The 16,401-nt window shown below is 43.4% G+C and carries 10 protein-coding genes and 1 pseudogene; 5 read left to right on the plus strand and 6 right to left on the minus strand.

The genetic code is table 11. From position 1 onward, the window contains the following. Positions 1–227 precede the first annotated feature (227 nt). Both J502_RS12350 and J502_RS12355 read left to right on the plus strand, forming a co-directional pair. A complete protein-coding gene (locus J502_RS12350) occupies positions 228–5,501 on the plus strand; it encodes an Ig-like domain-containing protein (protein ID WP_081403956.1) in 5,274 nt (1,757 codons plus the stop codon). Positions 5,502–5,590: 89 nt separating this feature from the next. Continuing rightward, positions 5,591–5,956 carry an MGMT family protein gene (locus J502_RS12355; protein WP_005404291.1) on the plus strand — a complete coding sequence of 122 codons (366 nt, stop codon included), beginning with the start codon at positions 5,591–5,593 and terminating at the stop codon, positions 5,954–5,956. An 87-nt stretch (positions 5,957–6,043) separates the two neighbouring features. On the opposite strand, the gene J502_RS12360 is transcribed toward J502_RS12355, so the two are convergent. The 4 genes from J502_RS12360 to carA form a co-directional block, all read right to left on the minus strand. After that, positions 6,044–6,664: a CatB-related O-acetyltransferase gene (locus J502_RS12360; RefSeq protein ID WP_005015699.1), complete on the minus strand. Its 621-nt coding sequence runs from the start codon at positions 6,662–6,664 to the stop codon at positions 6,044–6,046. Between the two features lie 125 nt (positions 6,665–6,789). Next, the gene (greA, locus tag J502_RS12365) at positions 6,790–7,266 is read right to left on the minus strand and encodes a transcription elongation factor GreA (RefSeq protein ID WP_005015697.1); all 477 of its coding nucleotides are present in this window, start codon (positions 7,264–7,266) and stop codon (positions 6,790–6,792) included. 91 nt (positions 7,267–7,357) lie between these two features. Beyond that, positions 7,358–10,588, minus strand: a complete 3,231-nt coding sequence (gene carB / locus J502_RS12370; protein WP_005015696.1) for a carbamoyl-phosphate synthase large subunit — start codon at positions 10,586–10,588, stop codon at positions 7,358–7,360. 15 nt (positions 10,589–10,603) lie between these two features. Beyond that, positions 10,604–11,743: a glutamine-hydrolyzing carbamoyl-phosphate synthase small subunit gene (carA, locus tag J502_RS12375; protein ID WP_034684314.1), complete on the minus strand. Its 1,140-nt coding sequence runs from the start codon at positions 11,741–11,743 to the stop codon at positions 10,604–10,606. Positions 11,744–12,073: 330 nt separating this feature from the next. On the opposite strand from carA, the gene J502_RS12380 reads away from it, so the two are divergent. Then, entirely contained in the window at positions 12,074–12,466 is a 393-nt protein-coding gene (locus J502_RS12380; protein WP_005015692.1) for a hypothetical protein, read from the plus strand. Positions 12,467–12,526: 60 nt separating this feature from the next. Here the strand turns inward: J502_RS12380 and J502_RS12385 are convergent, their stop codons facing one another. Together J502_RS12385 and yhbY are read right to left on the minus strand one after the other, a co-directional pair. Continuing rightward, positions 12,527–13,063, minus strand: coding sequence for a DOMON-like domain-containing protein (locus tag J502_RS12385; RefSeq protein ID WP_005025044.1), 537 nt, complete (start codon positions 13,061–13,063; stop codon positions 12,527–12,529). A gap of 12 nt (positions 13,064–13,075) precedes the next feature. Further along, positions 13,076–13,398, minus strand: a pseudogene (yhbY, locus tag J502_RS12390) (ribosome assembly RNA-binding protein YhbY). 194 nt (positions 13,399–13,592) lie between these two features. On the opposite strand from yhbY, the gene rlmE reads away from it, so the two are divergent. Next, entirely contained in the window at positions 13,593–14,243 is a 651-nt protein-coding gene (gene rlmE, locus J502_RS12395; protein WP_034672015.1) for a 23S rRNA (uridine(2552)-2'-O)-methyltransferase RlmE, read from the plus strand. 135 nt (positions 14,244–14,378) lie between these two features. Continuing rightward, the gene (ftsH, locus tag J502_RS12400; RefSeq protein WP_005015684.1) at positions 14,379–16,274 is read left to right on the plus strand and encodes an ATP-dependent zinc metalloprotease FtsH; all 1,896 of its coding nucleotides are present in this window, start codon (positions 14,379–14,381) and stop codon (positions 16,272–16,274) included. The last annotated feature ends 127 nt before the right edge of the window (positions 16,275–16,401 follow it).

Raw genomic sequence — 16,401 nt, forward strand, 5'->3', positions numbered from 1 at the left:
TTACTTAATAAAATAAAAAATATATGTATTTGATTTATATATTTTAACTTTAAAGCAGACTTGTTTACTCAACTTAATAAAAAACTTACTTATTTCATGCTATCTATTTATAAAGCTTATTAAATTTTCTAGGAAGAAAATAGTTACAAAGCAAAATCTAATAAAGCTAATTTTTAATAAAAAATTCAGGAAATTAGCTCCTCTAATAATATGTAAGGAAGAATATAATGGCGGATATTTTTATAATTTCAAAAGAAACAGCTCAGCAAGTAGAGCATATAGGCAATAGTTTTAAATTAGGGGAGCCTGTAGTTGTCGTTATTGATGTTGCTCCAGAGGAGGTAGCATCTATTGATCGTAGTGGAAATAGCCTTACTATCACCCTGAAAAATGGTGAGCAAATTTATATAGAAAATTATTTTGCCGCTGATAATAGTCTGGTCTTTAAAAATGATCAGAATCAGCTTTTACTGGCTCAAGTTACTGATGCCAGTGGGGCAATATTAGATCCAATTTCTTATTTAAACTTAGAAGAAGTCACACCACTTTTATATGGAGCAGAGAGTGAAGCTTTTGTTCCCTGGTTAGTTGGGGCAGTAGGAATAGGAGGATTGGCTGCAGCGGTAACCTCTACTAGCGATTCTTCCGATGATACAAGAAGTGATATTACACCACCACAGAAACCAATTATTACTGAAAATAATGGTGATGGTTTAAGTGGTACAGGTGAAGCCGGCAGTACAGTAATTGTTAAAGATAGCCAAGGCAATCAGACTGAAATTAAGGTAGGAGAAGACGGCAAGTGGAGCATTGAGCCGAATCCGTTAAATGAAGGAGAACAGGGGACAATTGAAGCAGTAGATCCTGCTGGCAACAGTTCAGGACAATCTCCGGTTACAGGAGGCGACCAAACTGTCCCACAAGCTACATTAGACACATTGTTAACAAATGACACCACCCCGGGCCTGAGTGGCACGGTGAATGACCCGGCAGCCCGGATTGAAGTCAGCATTAACGGCAGCACCTACCAGGCCATCAACAATGGCGACGGCAGCTGGAGCCTGGCTGACAACATCATCGCGGTCCTGCCGGAAGGCCTGATTAACGTAACCGTAACAGCCACCGATGCGGCGGGGAACCGCAGTGCAGTGACCGGCAGCATCCGCATTGATACCACCGCCCCGGCAGCACCGCTGCTGGATGCCGTCAATGCCACTGACCCGATCAGCGGCACGGCAGAGGCGGGGGCACGGATCGTGGGGACCTATCCGAACGGCACCACGGCCAGCACCGTAGCAGATGCTGCGGGGAACTGGAGCGTGGCCAACCCGGGCAACCTGAGCGATGGCCAGCAGATCAGCGTGGTGGCCAGCGATGCGGCCGGCAACAGCTCGGCCCCGGCCAGCGCGACGGTTGATGCAGACATTACAGCTCCAAGTTTAGAATTTATAGTAATCATTAATACCGATGGCAGTGCCACCCTCAGCGGTACCACCGAACCGGGCGCCAGTGTAACTGTACGGGGCCCGAACGGAGCAGCAGTGCCGGTCACAGTGACGCCAGATGGCAGCATCAGTGGCAGCATTGCCGCGCCAGCTCTCGCCGGTAGCTACACCGCTACCGCAACCGATATTAATGGCAACACTGCCACCGATACCGCGACCGCAACAGATAGCACGCCACCGGCCGTAGAGCTGAATGTGGTGATCAATACTGATGGCAGTGCCACCCTCAGCGGTACCACCGAACCAGGCGCCAGTGTGATCGTACAGGGTCCGGACGGAGCAGTAGTACCGGTCACAGTGGCGCCAAATGGCAGCATCAGTGGCAGCATTGCCGCGCCGGCTCTTGCCGGTAACTACACCGCCACCGCAACCGATATTAATGGCAACACTGCCACCGATACCGCGACTGCAACAGATAGCACGCCACCGGCCGTAGAGCTGAATGTGGTGATCAATGCTGATGGCAGTGCCACCCTCAGCGGTACCACCGAACCGGGCGCCAGTGTAACTGTACGGGGCCCGAACGGAGCAGCAGTGCCGGTCACAGTGACGCCAGATGGCAGCATCAGTGGCAGCATTGCCGCGCCAGCTCTCGCCGGTAGCTACACCGCTACCGCAACCGATATCAACGGCAACACTGCAAGCGGTACTGCAATCGCAATAGATAATATTGCACCAATTCCTGGAAGCCTGAGTCTGGCAGATTTCTCCGATACAGGCATCAGCCTCTCTGATGGAATCAGTAATGACAATACATTTAATTTGACATTAACGGGTCAGGAAACAGGTTCTACCGTGGTCTACCAGATTTCTACAGATGGCGGAAATACCTGGGTGGCAACAACAGCAGCACAGACTGGAGTCGCAGATAACACCTATCAATACAGAGCTGTCGTGACTGATGTTAATGGCAACAGCAGTATAACCAATGCGGTAGGCGTTACTATAGATACTATTACTACGGTTACTGCGCGCTTTGCTTTAGATTCAGATAATGGCAATCCAGATCCGACGACTGTCATTGTGAGTGGCACAGCAGAGGTAGGATCTACTGTTACTTTAACCACAAATACAGGTGTAGCAATTGTAGATAATTTGGGCAATCCTGTTAGTACGATAGTAGGTTCAACCGGCACTTATACATTTAATATTCCGACAGTTTCTGTAGTGGATAACCAGCTGCTTAGCGTGAATTCTACAGATATTGCCGGAAACGTTGCTACAGCCCCAGTAAGAATAGATTTGACGCCACCAAATGCCATAGATGATGTCGTAAACCTGGACATTGTAAGTCAGATCACTACAGTCTATCCCGAAGTGACCGATACAGATGTTCAGGTATTGGATTTATTAGAATCGGATAATGGCACTGACAATGGTGTGACTGTAATTGTAGGACCTGATCAATTTGGTGTACTCAATATTGAAATAAGCCAAACTGCACTCGCCGCAGTTGCAGATGCCTTCCGGTTAGATGTTGTTGATGCAAATGGTAATGTTGTCTATTCTGCAGTAACACAAAACTCGCTAGTAGGGGATGTTCTTGGTTTAAATGTCTTAGGTGTAACAGGAGATAATACTTTAACTGCTACAGTCAGAGGCTTGCAACCAGGTACATATCGTGTTGTGGTTCGTAATGACGAGAGTACATTAACTGACTTGCTAGATTCAGATAATAGTGGTGGAGTATCTTTACAAGAGCTTGGAAATTCAGGCGTCATTTTAGGGCCTGAAAATCAGACGCTGGTACTCAATACAGTTTCTAATGCATTAGGTCCAGTTTTGGGGCCAACAGTTACTACGCTGTTATCTCCTGTTTTAACTACATTGAATGGTTTGCCAGTTGATGAGATTATTAATCCATTAATCACTATTTTGAATAATGTTGGTGCTACCGGACTACTCAATACAGTCTTGAGTTCACTAGCAGATGCTCTTTTAAGTAATACACTTACACTATTGCAAGCTACTGATATTACGACCCAGCTTACCGAAACCGATTTTGCTAATGAAGCCTTAACAGGTGGTAATGTGATTACAGGTGCGGGTAGCAGTAATGGCGGTACAGATGATGCACAGGGAGGTGTAATTACTCAGGTACAAATTGCTGATGGACCTATCGTAGTCATTCCATCAAATGGAAGCAATGTTACAGTCGAAGGACTATATGGTGTACTTACCATTAATTCGTCAGGAGCCTATACTTATACAGCTTATGGAAATCCAGCGTCTATAGGCGGTTCTGAAGTATTTACTTATACATTATCTGATGGAAATACAGTAGATACAGCAAAACTTACTATTAACATTGCAGATACTTCTACAACAGCCCCTAGAGTTACTTTAGTTAATGATACGGGTAACAGTAATACTGACCTGATCACCCAAGATGGTCGCATCGCGGTGACCGCAGATCCGGATGTGACCACAGTAGTGGTAAGGTATACATCTGCTTCCGGTACTGGAGTGAACGTCAATGCTGTGTACGACACCGCAACTGGTAGATGGATTGCTACGCCTCCAGCTGGTTTTGCAGATGGCACTTATAATGTAACAGCTACCGTAACAGACACTACCAATCATACGAATACCTCTTCTTTAGGTAATATTACTGTAGATACTACACCGCCAGTAGTTACAATCGTAGGTTCAGGCGATAATGCAGGTAATGTTCAAGGCAATATTTATTCTGGCGCAATTACTGATGATAATACGCCAACAATCTTTGGCAGGGCAGCGCCGAACAGTACCATTACGCTTATTCAGGACGGTGTAACAATAACTACGCCAATTACTGTAGATGCTAGTGGTAACTGGAGTTATACGCCTGCCCCAGCACTGTCTTCATCTGCGACCGGTGTAAATCATACTTGGCAGGCTAGAGTAACAGATACGGCAGGGAATATTACAACTGCTAACTTTAACTTGAATATTATTGGACAGGTTGCACCTGTTGCAGCTGTTAACAGTAATGCTCTACTGGGCGTGGTAGGCGCAGATGTAGCAGGTCTGATTGATTTGAATCAGCAACTATTTGCAGCGGCAGATGCAAATGGCGATTTAAGAAGAGTAGAAATTACATTAAATTCTGCAGTATCACTGGGTGGAGAGAATTTTAGCTTCTCAACAGGGTTAGCTAATCTATTTGGTTATAATGTTACTACGCAAAGCAGTCAATTAGCTTTACCATTAGTTCCTAGCCGTCCGGCGCGTATTACGATTGAAGCTGCACAAGGGCAGGTACTTGATAATCAGGAAATTAATGAATTCTTGGCATCAGTCAAATTATCGGGTAGTTTGCTAGGAGGCCTCTTAAATCTGAATTTACTGAATAATCTGAATGTAGTTGCTACAGATAGCCAAGGCTCATCTACCTCATATAGCCGAGGTGAGATTGCAAGCGTAGATCTGTTGGGTGGACTACTTTCAGGAAGCGCTTCACCGATTGTTGAGGGTAATGCTAATGCTAATATCTTGGGTAATAGCAATAGTACTGTATCTCAACGCCTCTATGGTTATGATGGAAATGATACGTTAAATGGCGGTTCAGGAAATGATATCCTGCGAGGTGGTAATGGTGATGATACTTTAAATGCAGGGGCAGGTAATGATTATATTAATGGTGGTGCAGGCAACGACACCATTACTGGTGGTCCAGGCGCTGATACTGTAGTGTTTGATTTGCTAGTTGCTGCTAATGCAAGAGGCGGTAATGGTACTGATACCTGGACAGACTTCCATGTAGGTAATATTCGTACCGATAACCAGGCTGACCGGATTGATGTGTCAGATCTGCTAGGAGGCGAGGTTAATGCTAATAATCTGGGACAATATATCCAGCTAAACTATAATTCAACGTCATCAACTGTAACCTTGTCCATCGACCGGGATGGAACCGGAACTACTTTTATTGCCACTCCATTATTACAGCTGACCAATCAGCCAAGTGCCATTACATTGGATGAACTGTTACAGAATGGCCAAATTATTTTCTAAATATATAAGGTAACAAAAAAGGACCTTCGGGTCCTTTTTTGTCTTTAGTTAAAATTTTTTTAAACTTAAGTGATAGTCTATTTAGAATTTTGAGTTTTCTTATACTTTATAAAGTTATAAATTTTAAGGAGGATATTATTTCTTCTGCACATGAATTATATGGACAGATTTTAGAAGTTATTAGTCTGATTCCTTGTGGTAAAGTTGCAACTTATGGGCAGGTTGCGCGTCTTGCCGGGTTGCCAAAACATGCACGATTAGTCGGCTATATACTCAAAAATCTGCCTATAGGAACTGATATTCCATGGCATCGTGTAATTAATAGCCAAGGTGGAATTAGCCTAAGTAAATTAAATACACAAGGTCAAAATATACAGTCTGTTTTATTAATTGAAGAGGGCCTAACAGTCATAAATGGAAAGATAAACTTAAAAAAATTTCAGTGGCTACCCTGAATTTCCAAATCAACTTAAGATCCCCAATTCTCTCTGTCTGGAAATTAGCAAGATAAAAATTAATATACAGTCTCTATCAGATGCGGATTAAAATTCATTTAAAAATGCTATTAAAGATGAAACATTATCTGTCTGTAGTTGCCCGCGTATTTTTAATAACTGCTTTTCGTCCATATCATAAAGCTTAAGGTAAAGCAGCTTCTGGATGTCTTCTTGAGAAAAACGGTATTTAATAATTCGTGCAGGTACACCACCGACAACTGCATAAGGTGGAACATCTTTAGTTACTACAGCACCTGTTGCTATTACTGCGCCTTCTCCCAGCTTTACACCTTGCATAATCATGGCACGACTACCAATCCAGCAACCATCACTAATAATTGTATCTCCTGCTGGCACAAAACTACGGGTATCAAAGGGAAATACTGAAATCCATTCTGTACGGTGTAGCTGATTACCCCCCATCATAATGACACTTTCAGCACCAAAGCAGACAAAATTACCAATATAAAGCTGATCAATCGGTTTATCTGGGGTAACAGGTTTATCATGAAGATAACGCACTACACAACGTTCAAACCCTTGATCCCAATAGGCTGAGTAATAGCTATAATTGCCTTTAATATGAATATTCGGATTCTTTACTGTCTTCGAGATGAATTCGAACTCACACCAGTGTTTAACCGGAGAGTTGATCAGCTGATCCATAAGAAAAATTAAATACTGAAGAGCAGCAGATTATATCTGAAAAATTTTAAAATTTGAGATGAGCGAAAATAATATTGTCAATAAAAAGCCCCTGATGAAAGGGGCTTCATGTGTATCGTGTTTGACTAAATATATTCAACACTCACAATTTCATATTCTACTTCACCTTGAGGCGTAACAATTTTTGCTTCATCACCTTCGCTTTTGCCTAAAAGTCCGCGTGCAATAGGTGAGTTCACAGAAATTTTATTAATTTTAAAGTCAGCTTCATCATCACCAACGATTTTATAAGTTTTCTGTTCTTCAGTATCAAGATTTTCAATAGTTACTGTTACACCGAAAACTACACGGCCATTCTGCTCAAGATCTTTAATATCGATAACCTGAGCTGCACCCAGTTTACCTTCAATGTCCTGAATACGACCTTCACAGAAACCTTGCTGTTCACGTGCAGCGTGATATTCTGCATTTTCTTTCAAGTCGCCATGTTCACGTGCTTCTGCAATCGCTGCTGTAATACGTGGACGTTCTACAGTTTTAAGCTGGTGTAATTCTTTCTCTAAGGCAGTTTTGCCTTCAGGGGTCATAGGATAACGTTGCATGTTGTCCCTCAAAAGTCAGTGGAAGGATGTAAAATATATAAATAAAAAAAAGCCCGCCACCAAGAAGGTAGCGGGACTTCTTGGAAGCGAATTAACCTTTAGTTAGGTCTTGCAAACGATATACATCCATTGGCAATTTAATTGCTAGGGCTTGGCATACAGCGTCCGCACCATTCAATGTAGTTGTATTATACACTTTACCTTGAAGTGCTGAACGACGGATCGAGAATGAGTCTTCTTGTGCCTTTTTGCCTTCAGTCGTATTAATGACAAGGTGGATTTCACCGTTTTTGATACGGTCCACAATGTTAGGACGACCTTCAGTCACTTTATTCACGCGTTCACATTCAAGACCAGCTTCGCTAATCACTTTAAATGTACCATCAGTCGCAAGAATCTTGAAGCCTAGGTCAATTAATTGTTTCGCAATACCGACAGCACGCGGTTTATCTGAGTCTCGTACAGAGATGAATGCATGTTTCACTTCGCCTTCAGTTGGAAGACCAGGTAAACGTTCATTTGCACCTAGCACTGCTTTATAGAATGCTTCACCAAAAGTTTTACCCACACCCATTACTTCACCTGTCGATTTCATCTCAGGGCCAAGGATCGGGTCAACACCAGGGAATTTGTTGAATGGGAACACTGCTTCTTTGACAGAGAAGTGCTCAGGGATAATCTCAGCCGTGAAGCCTTGTGACTCAAGAGATTGACCTGCCATACAACGTGCAGCGACTTTCGCTAAAGATTCGCCGATACACTTAGAAACGAACGGCACAGTACGTGATGCACGTGGGTTCACTTCCAAGATGTAAACGTCGTCGCCTTTCACCGCAAACTGTACGTTCATCAAACCGATTACGCCAAGCTCCTTTGCCATAGCAATCGTTTGACGGCGCATTTCGTCCTGAACTTCTTTAGATAAAGAGTACGGAGGAATAGAACATGCTGAGTCACCTGAGTGAATTCCCGCTTGTTCAATATGCTGCATGATCCCGCCGATCACAACGTCTTTACCGTCAGACACGCAGTCAACGTCAACTTCAATCGCGTCATCCAGGAAGCGGTCAAGCAGAACTGGCGCTTCGTTAGATGCCTGAACCGCATCACGTAAGTAACGTTTGAGTTCTTCGTCGTTGTATACGATTTCCATCGCACGGCCACCCAGGACGTAAGAAGGACGTACCACAAGCGGATAGCCGACTTTCGCTGCTTCAGCCATACCTTCTTCAGCAGATTTTACGATACTGTTGTTTGGTTGACGCAGTTGCAAACGTTGAATCATTTGCTGGAAACGTTCACGGTCTTCTGCACGGTCAATCGCGTCAGGTGATGTGCCGATAATTGGCGCACCCGCTTCTTCTAAAGCACGAGCCAATTTAAGCGGCGTTTGACCACCGTATTGTACGATGATGCCTTTAGGCTTCTCTGTACGAACGATTTCAAGTACATCTTCCAAGGTAATTGGTTCGAAGTACAAACGGTCTGATGTGTCGTAATCCGTAGAAACAGTCTCAGGGTTACAGTTCACCATGATGGTTTCATAGCCATCTTCACGCATTGCAAGCGCCGCGTGTACACAGCAGTAATCGAACTCGATCCCTTGACCAATACGGTTAGGTCCACCGCCGATCACCATAATCTTGTCACGGTTCGATGGGTTAGACTCACACTCTTCATCGTAAGTTGAGTACATGTATGCTGTATCCGATTCGAATTCAGCTGCACATGTATCGACACGTTTATACACTGGAGTTACGCCCAGGTTCCAACGGTGTTTACGGAATTGTTTTTGTGAAATACCCATCAAGTTCGCAATGCGCAGGTCCGATAAACCTTTACGTTTGAATGAACGGATATTGTCCGCGTTCAAGTCACCGAAACCTAAAGTTTTGATCTGGTTTTCAGTGTTGATGATATCTTCGATCTGGACTAGGAACCAGCGGTCGATATTGGTCGCTGCAAATACTTCGTCTAAAGTGAAACCATGACGGAATGCATCCGCTACATACCAGATACGTTCTGGACCTGGAACTTTAAGTTCCTGAAGAATCTTCTCGCGTGCACCTTCAGTACCCACTTCGATTTTTTCATCAAAACCGGAAGCGCCCACTTCTAATCCACGAAGTGCTTTATTCACAGATTCCTGGAAGTTACGGCCAATGGCCATGACTTCACCGACAGATTTCATCTGAGTTGTTAAAGTCGCGTCAGCTTGCGGGAATTTTTCGAAGTTGAAACGTGGAACTTTAGTGACGACATAGTCAATTGCTGGTTCGAAAGATGCTGGAGTTGTACCACCAGTAATATCATTTTTCAGTTCATCAAGGGTATAGCCAACTGCCAGTTTCGCTGCGATCTTTGCAATCGGGAAACCTGTTGCTTTCGATGCAAGCGCAGAGGAACGTGATACACGCGGGTTCATCTCGATGATCACCATACGACCATCTTTTGGATTGATACCAAACTGAACGTTAGAACCACCTGTTTCAACACCAATTTCACGAAGAACTGCTAAAGATGCATTACGCATCAATTGGTATTCTTTATCAGTCAATGTTTGTGCAGGTGCAACCGTGATCGAGTCACCGGTGTGTACACCCATTGGATCAAAATTTTCGATCGCACATACGATGATACAGTTGTCGTTTTTGTCACGAACAACTTCCATCTCGTACTCTTTCCAGCCAATTAAAGACTCATCGATCAATAACTGTTTAGTCGGAGAAAGGTCAAAACCGCGTTCACAGATTTCAAGGAATTCTTCGCGATTATAAGCAATACCGCCACCAGAACCACCCATGGTGAATGACGGGCGGATAATCACTGGAAAGCCAAAACGAGCTTGAATTTCAAGTGCTTCTTCCATTGACTCTGCAATCGCAGCTTTTGGACACTCAAGACCAATCTTACGCATTGCTTGGTCGAAGAGTTTACGGTCTTCTGCTTTTTCGATCGCTTCTTTGGTCGCCCCAATCAATTCAACATTGTATTTCTCTAATACACCATTTGCGTCAAGTGCAAGCGCACAGTTCAACGCAGTTTGACCACCCATGGTTGGAAGGACCGCATCCGGACGCTCTTTCTCAATGATCGCGGCAACAGTCTGCCAAGTGATTGGCTCGATGTAAGTAGCATCTGCCATTGCAGGGTCGGTCATAATGGTTGCCGGGTTAGAGTTCACCAAAATAACACGGTACCCTTCTTCACGCAGCGCTTTACATGCTTGTGCACCTGAATAGTCAAACTCGCATGCCTGACCAATTACAATAGGGCCAGCACCAATAATTAAGATGCTTTTAATATCCGTACGTTTAGGCATTATTTCGCTCCTTAATTACTTCTTAGATGCTTCGATAAGTTCAATGAAATGATCAAACAGCGGTGCGCAATCATGCGGACCAGGACTCGCTTCAGGATGTCCTTGGAAACTGAAAGCCGGTTTATCAGTACGATGAATACCTTGGTTTGTACCATCAAACAGCGAACGGTGAGTTACACGTAACACTTCAGGTAAGGTACTTTCATCTACCGCAAAACCGTGGTTCTGCGAAGTGATCATCACTGTACCATCTTCAATATTCTGTACAGGATGGTTGGCGCCATGGTGACCATGACCCATCTTGAGGGTAGCTGCTCCACTTGCAAGAGCCAGAATTTGATGCCCTAAACAGATACCGAAGACCGGTAGTGTAGTTGTTTCGACAATAGTTTTTACAGCTTCAATTGCATAACCGCATGCAGCCGGGTCACCTGGTCCATTGGACAGGAAAACGCCATCAGGATTAAGTGCCAGTACTTTTTCAACAGGGGTCTGAGCAGGTACAACGGTCAATTTACAGCCGCGATCTGCAAGCATACGCAAGATGTTGGTTTTGACACCATAGTCATATGCTACTACATGATATTTTAATTCAGGCTGGGTAAAGCCTTGACCTAATGCCCATGAGCCTTCGGTCCATTCAAAACCTTCTGGATCACAGCACTCTTTTGCCAGGTCTAGACCTTCAAGACCGCCAAAAGCCCGCGCTTTTTCTAATGCTTCTTCAGCAGTAATATTTTCACCTGCAAGAATACAGCCATTCTGCGCGCCCTTATCCCGCAAGATACGGGTCAGTTTGCGGGTATCAATATCTGCAATCGCAACAACATTATTCTGCTCAAGATATTCACCAAGAGACATATCTGCACGGAAGTTGCTATGCAATAAAGGCAGGTCGCGAATAATCAGGCCATTGGCCCAGACTTTCTGAATACGGCCGGACTCGGCATCTTCAGTATTACAGCCAGTATTGCCAATATGAGGATAAGTTAATGTCACAAGCTGTTGTGCATAACTTGGGTCAGTCAAAATTTCTTGATAGCCAGTCATGGCGGTGTTAAAAACGACTTCACCAGTCGTACAACCCGATGCACCGATAGACTTACCTTTAAAGATAGTTCCGTCTGCAAGGGCTAAAATGGCGGGGGTGCTCAAACCAAAGCTCCTGAATTTTAGGCTGTAAAAAAGCGAGTAGACATAAAAAAAGGGTGGCTGTCTAAAAAAAACACGCCCTCCTTTTGGTCTGCTCGCTTGTAACTTAACAGCGTATTGTACGCATGAAGAGTCTAAAAGTCCACGCTAATTATGATGTTTATATCAGATAGGGAGCTTGTAACTTCAAATAAACACAAGTGCAAGCCTTCCATGAGAAAACAATGAGAGAGCAAGCAAGGTTTTTAATAATTGTCAGACAATAAATAGATCATTTTTTATTCAATAAATTAAGATGATTTTATAATTTTCATCAAAGCAGGAAATATTATTATGACTAATTCTTCTCAGAAAGCTAAAAAAGCAGCTCAGCCATTGGCTAAAGAACAAAAGAATGAAGTAATTGAGACTACACCAGTTGTCAACACAGCATCAGAAGCGTTAACACAGCAGGAGCCTGCGCGTGAATCCAACCAGGCGTTATGGGCGCGTTTAGAGTCATTAAAAAGTCAACTAACCTTTTCGGGCCAAGAAATTTCTGAATTAAAAAATCTGGTTAAAAGTGAATTTACTCATCTGGTGGATGAGCTTGCCAAATTAAGCCAAGATTTGAAAGCAGACATCAGCCAGATTTCATTAAAACATAAAGAAAACCTGACCGAGACATTTAAACGTTCTAAAGCAAATGCTGTTGAAGTGTGGAATAAGGTTCAGCGTCATAATTAAGTTGAATAAATAATAAAAAAGTGAGTATAAACTCACTTTTTTAAATTATTACTGGAAGTTTCAAAACTGATGTAGCCAGTCACGCTTATTATGAAAATCTGGTTGCGGGCTACTATGCTGCATAGCGAAATAATGTACTTCTTGTGAAGTCTTAAGTACTGCCGACAAGCCAAGATATAAATCTGACCACTTCAATTCATGGTCTGCCATAAACCGTCCCAGATCCAGACTCACATTTAAACCATAATGTGTCCGCTTGAGCTGATTTAACTCAATATCATAAGCTGGTTTTGGAGGAATATCTTCCGGATAGCGATACTCTTCGAACTGGTAGGCTTGCCAAGCTTCAGAAGGGGAAAGGTTAATTTCCCGATAAAAATCTTGATCTTTTACACCAATGAAAATTTCATAACAGGTATTTTCCCATAGATAGTCACGGCGTGGATTTGATGCGACTTTATCTGGCCAAAGGATTAGCTGGTTTGGGTCACTAATCCAGAAACCGATATTTAAAGAAGCCTGATCTTGCTGTTCAACTGCACCTACCAAGGAAATAGCAGAAAACCTTTTAAAAGGATTAAGTTCGTAACTAGCCATAAGAGAAAATGATCAGCTTGAAAGATGCGCGTGACAACCAGATTCGACAAATGCTGATTCTGTTTGGCTGCCTTTTTATAAAGCAGAACAATTTTACCAATTTTCTGTACTGCTTGAGCACCAGTAGCTTCTATTAACGCATCAATAACCTGTCCACGTGCTTCACGATCTTCGCCAGCAATCTTCACTTTAATTAGTTCATGATCGTTTAATGCGCGGTTGGTTTCTTCAATCACGCCTTCGGTCAGGCCTTGCCCCCCGATCATTACTACTGGATTAAGAGCATGTCCAATTTGACGTAAACGCTTGCGTTCTTGAATAGAGAGAGCCGCCATGAAATATAACCTAAATTTAAAAACGCCCCAGTATAGCAAAAACCGAATTCAAACACTCTAAAACTCTTAAATTATCGATGAAGCTTATTAAAAATATCCGTTGGGGAGGGCGCTTTAGATACAGATGTATACTGCAAGCTGCACATTTTTCACGTACAATAAAAAAATAGAAGTTATTTCAATATTTAGTAGTTATGGCAACACGCATTACCAACCAGAAGTTATCTAAAAGTAGTCGTGCGTGGATGAGAGAGCATCTGGACGACCCTTTTGTAAAAAAGGCGCAAAAGGAAGGCTATCGTGCACGCGCTGCCTATAAACTTCTTGAGATCCAGGAAAAATATAAGCTCATCAAACCGGGTATGACTGTAGTTGATCTGGGAGCGGCTCCAGGGAGCTGGTCGCAGATAGCGGGTAAACTGGTAGGGGATAAAGGACTGGTAATTGCGTCCGATATTCTTCCGATGGATGCTTTGGCAGATGTCACCTTCTTGCAGGGTGACTTCCGTGAAGAAGAAGTATTCGAAAAATTGTTAAATATTTTAAATGGGCGTCAGGTAGACGTTGTAATTTCGGATATGGCCCCCAATACATCTGGTAATAGGGCGGTTGATCAGCCCCGCCAGATATATTTGTGTGAACTTGCTTTAGATTTTGCACAAAAGGTACTCGGACCCAACGGACAGTTTGTGGTAAAAGTATTCCAAGGGGCTGGCTTTGATGAGTTTCGCAAGCAGGTGGTTGATAGTTTTGATGTGTTAAAAACTGTTAACCCCGCCGCGTCACGAGCCCGTTCGAAAGAAGTGTTTTTAATTGGACAAGGCCGTAAAAAAGCGTTGCAATAAACTTTACTTGCCAACCCGTCAAAAATTGTGCATTTTGTACTTTTTTAGACATTGCATGCTGTTTTACAGTTTTTTGTTAGGGTCACCCCAGAAATTTTGGGCATGATCAAATTAGATTGATATGGGAATAAAGCTTTGAGCGATCTCTTCAAGAATGCCGTATTGTGGCTAATAATACTGGGTGTTCTGATCTTGATTTTCAGTAACATCAGTGACCGCAACAAGCCGACTGCGATGAATTATTCCGAATTCGTGGCAGCGGTTAATGCCGGTCAAATTAAGCAAGTCACAATTGATGGCGAGCGTATTAATGGCGAAAAAGTCAACGGTTCAGAGTTTGAAAGCATTCGTCCTGCGGTTCAAGACCCTGAGCTTATGCCGAGCCTTATCAAAAATAATGTTGTCGTTGAGGGTACAGCACCGCAACGTCAAGGTTTATTGATGCAATTACTCATTGCAAGCTTTCCTGTACTTCTAATCATCTTGTTATTCATGTTCTTTATGCGAAATATGGGTGGCGGTGCAGGTGGCAAGAACGGGCCAATGAGCTTTGGTAAATCCAAAGCAAAAATGTTATCTGAAGACCAGATTAAAGTAACCTTTGCCGATGTGGCGGGCTGTGATGAGGCCAAACAGGAAGTGGTTGAAATTGTCGATTTCTTGAAAGATCCGGCAAAATTTAAGCGTCTAGGCGCGACCATTCCTAAAGGTGTTTTAATGGTAGGCCCGCCGGGTACAGGTAAAACTTTGCTCGCCAAAGCTATTGCCGGCGAAGCAAAAGTACCGTTTTTTAGCATCTCCGGTTCTGACTTTGTTGAAATGTTTGTTGGTGTGGGTGCCTCGCGTGTACGTGACATGTTTGAACAGGCTAAACGTCATGCACCTTGTATCATTTTCATTGACGAGATTGATGCAGTGGGTCGTCATCGTGGTTCAGGTACAGGTGGCGGACATGATGAACGTGAGCAGACTCTTAACCAAATGCTGGTTGAAATGGATGGTTTTGAAGGAAATGAGGGTATTATCGTAATTGCAGCCACTAACCGTGCTGATGTACTCGATAAAGCTTTGCTTCGTCCAGGTCGTTTTGACCGTCAAGTAATGGTGGGTCTGCCAGACATTAAGGGTCGTGAACAGATTCTGAATGTTCATTTAAGAAAACTGCCTTCAACTACCGGTGTAGATGTTAAAGTGTTGGCGCGTGGTACACCTGGCTTTTCGGGTGCCCAACTGGCAAACCTGGTCAATGAGGCAGCTCTTTTTGCGGCACGTCGCAACAAGAACACAGTCGACATGCATGACTTCGAGGATGCAAAAGATAAACTGTATATGGGGCCAGAGCGTAAATCGATGGTTCTTCGTGAAGAAGAGCGCCGTGCTACTGCTTACCATGAAGCAGGACATGCAATCGTTGCTGAGATGCTGCCCGGTACTGATCCGGTCCATAAGGTAACAATTATGCCGCGTGGTTGGGCTTTAGGCGTAACCTGGCAGTTACCAGAGTTTGATCAGACCAGCCATTACAAGGACAAAATGCTGAACGAGATATCTATTTTGTTCGGTGGCCGGATTGCAGAAGAGATCTTTATTCATCAGCAGTCAACGGGTGCATCTAACGACTTTGAACGTGCAACAAAAATGGCACGCGCGATGGTCACCAAATACGGTATGTCTGACAAATTGGGTGTAATGGTCTATGAAGATGATTCACAGCAGTCATTTATGGGCAGTATGAATAGTCGCACTATTTCTGAAGCTACCCAGCAACAAGTCGATCAGGAAGTGCGCCGTATTCTGGATGAGCAATATAAAGTTGCTTGGGATATTCTTGAAGGTAATCAGGATATTGCACATAAAATGGTGAAAGCTCTGATGGAATGGGAAACTATTGACCGTGAGCAGATCCGTGACATTATGGAAGGTCGTGATCCTCAGCCCCCTAAAGTTTATGTTGCAGATAATCCGGTTGCAGACTTAGAGCCACCTAAAAATGGTCCGTCTACACCACCCCCATTGCCAGCAATGAACTAAATATAGTTATTTAGAAAAGAGCCACTTTAAGTGGCTCTTTTTTATTATTTAAAAATAAAAACATGAAAATAACTTAACACTCAGCCTGAAGTTAACTTGTTAAAATGTATCAATCATAAGATCAGGA

The organism is Acinetobacter sp. 1294596, from assembly GCF_000582925.1.
Lineage (GTDB): Bacteria > Pseudomonadota > Gammaproteobacteria > Pseudomonadales > Moraxellaceae > Acinetobacter > Acinetobacter radioresistens.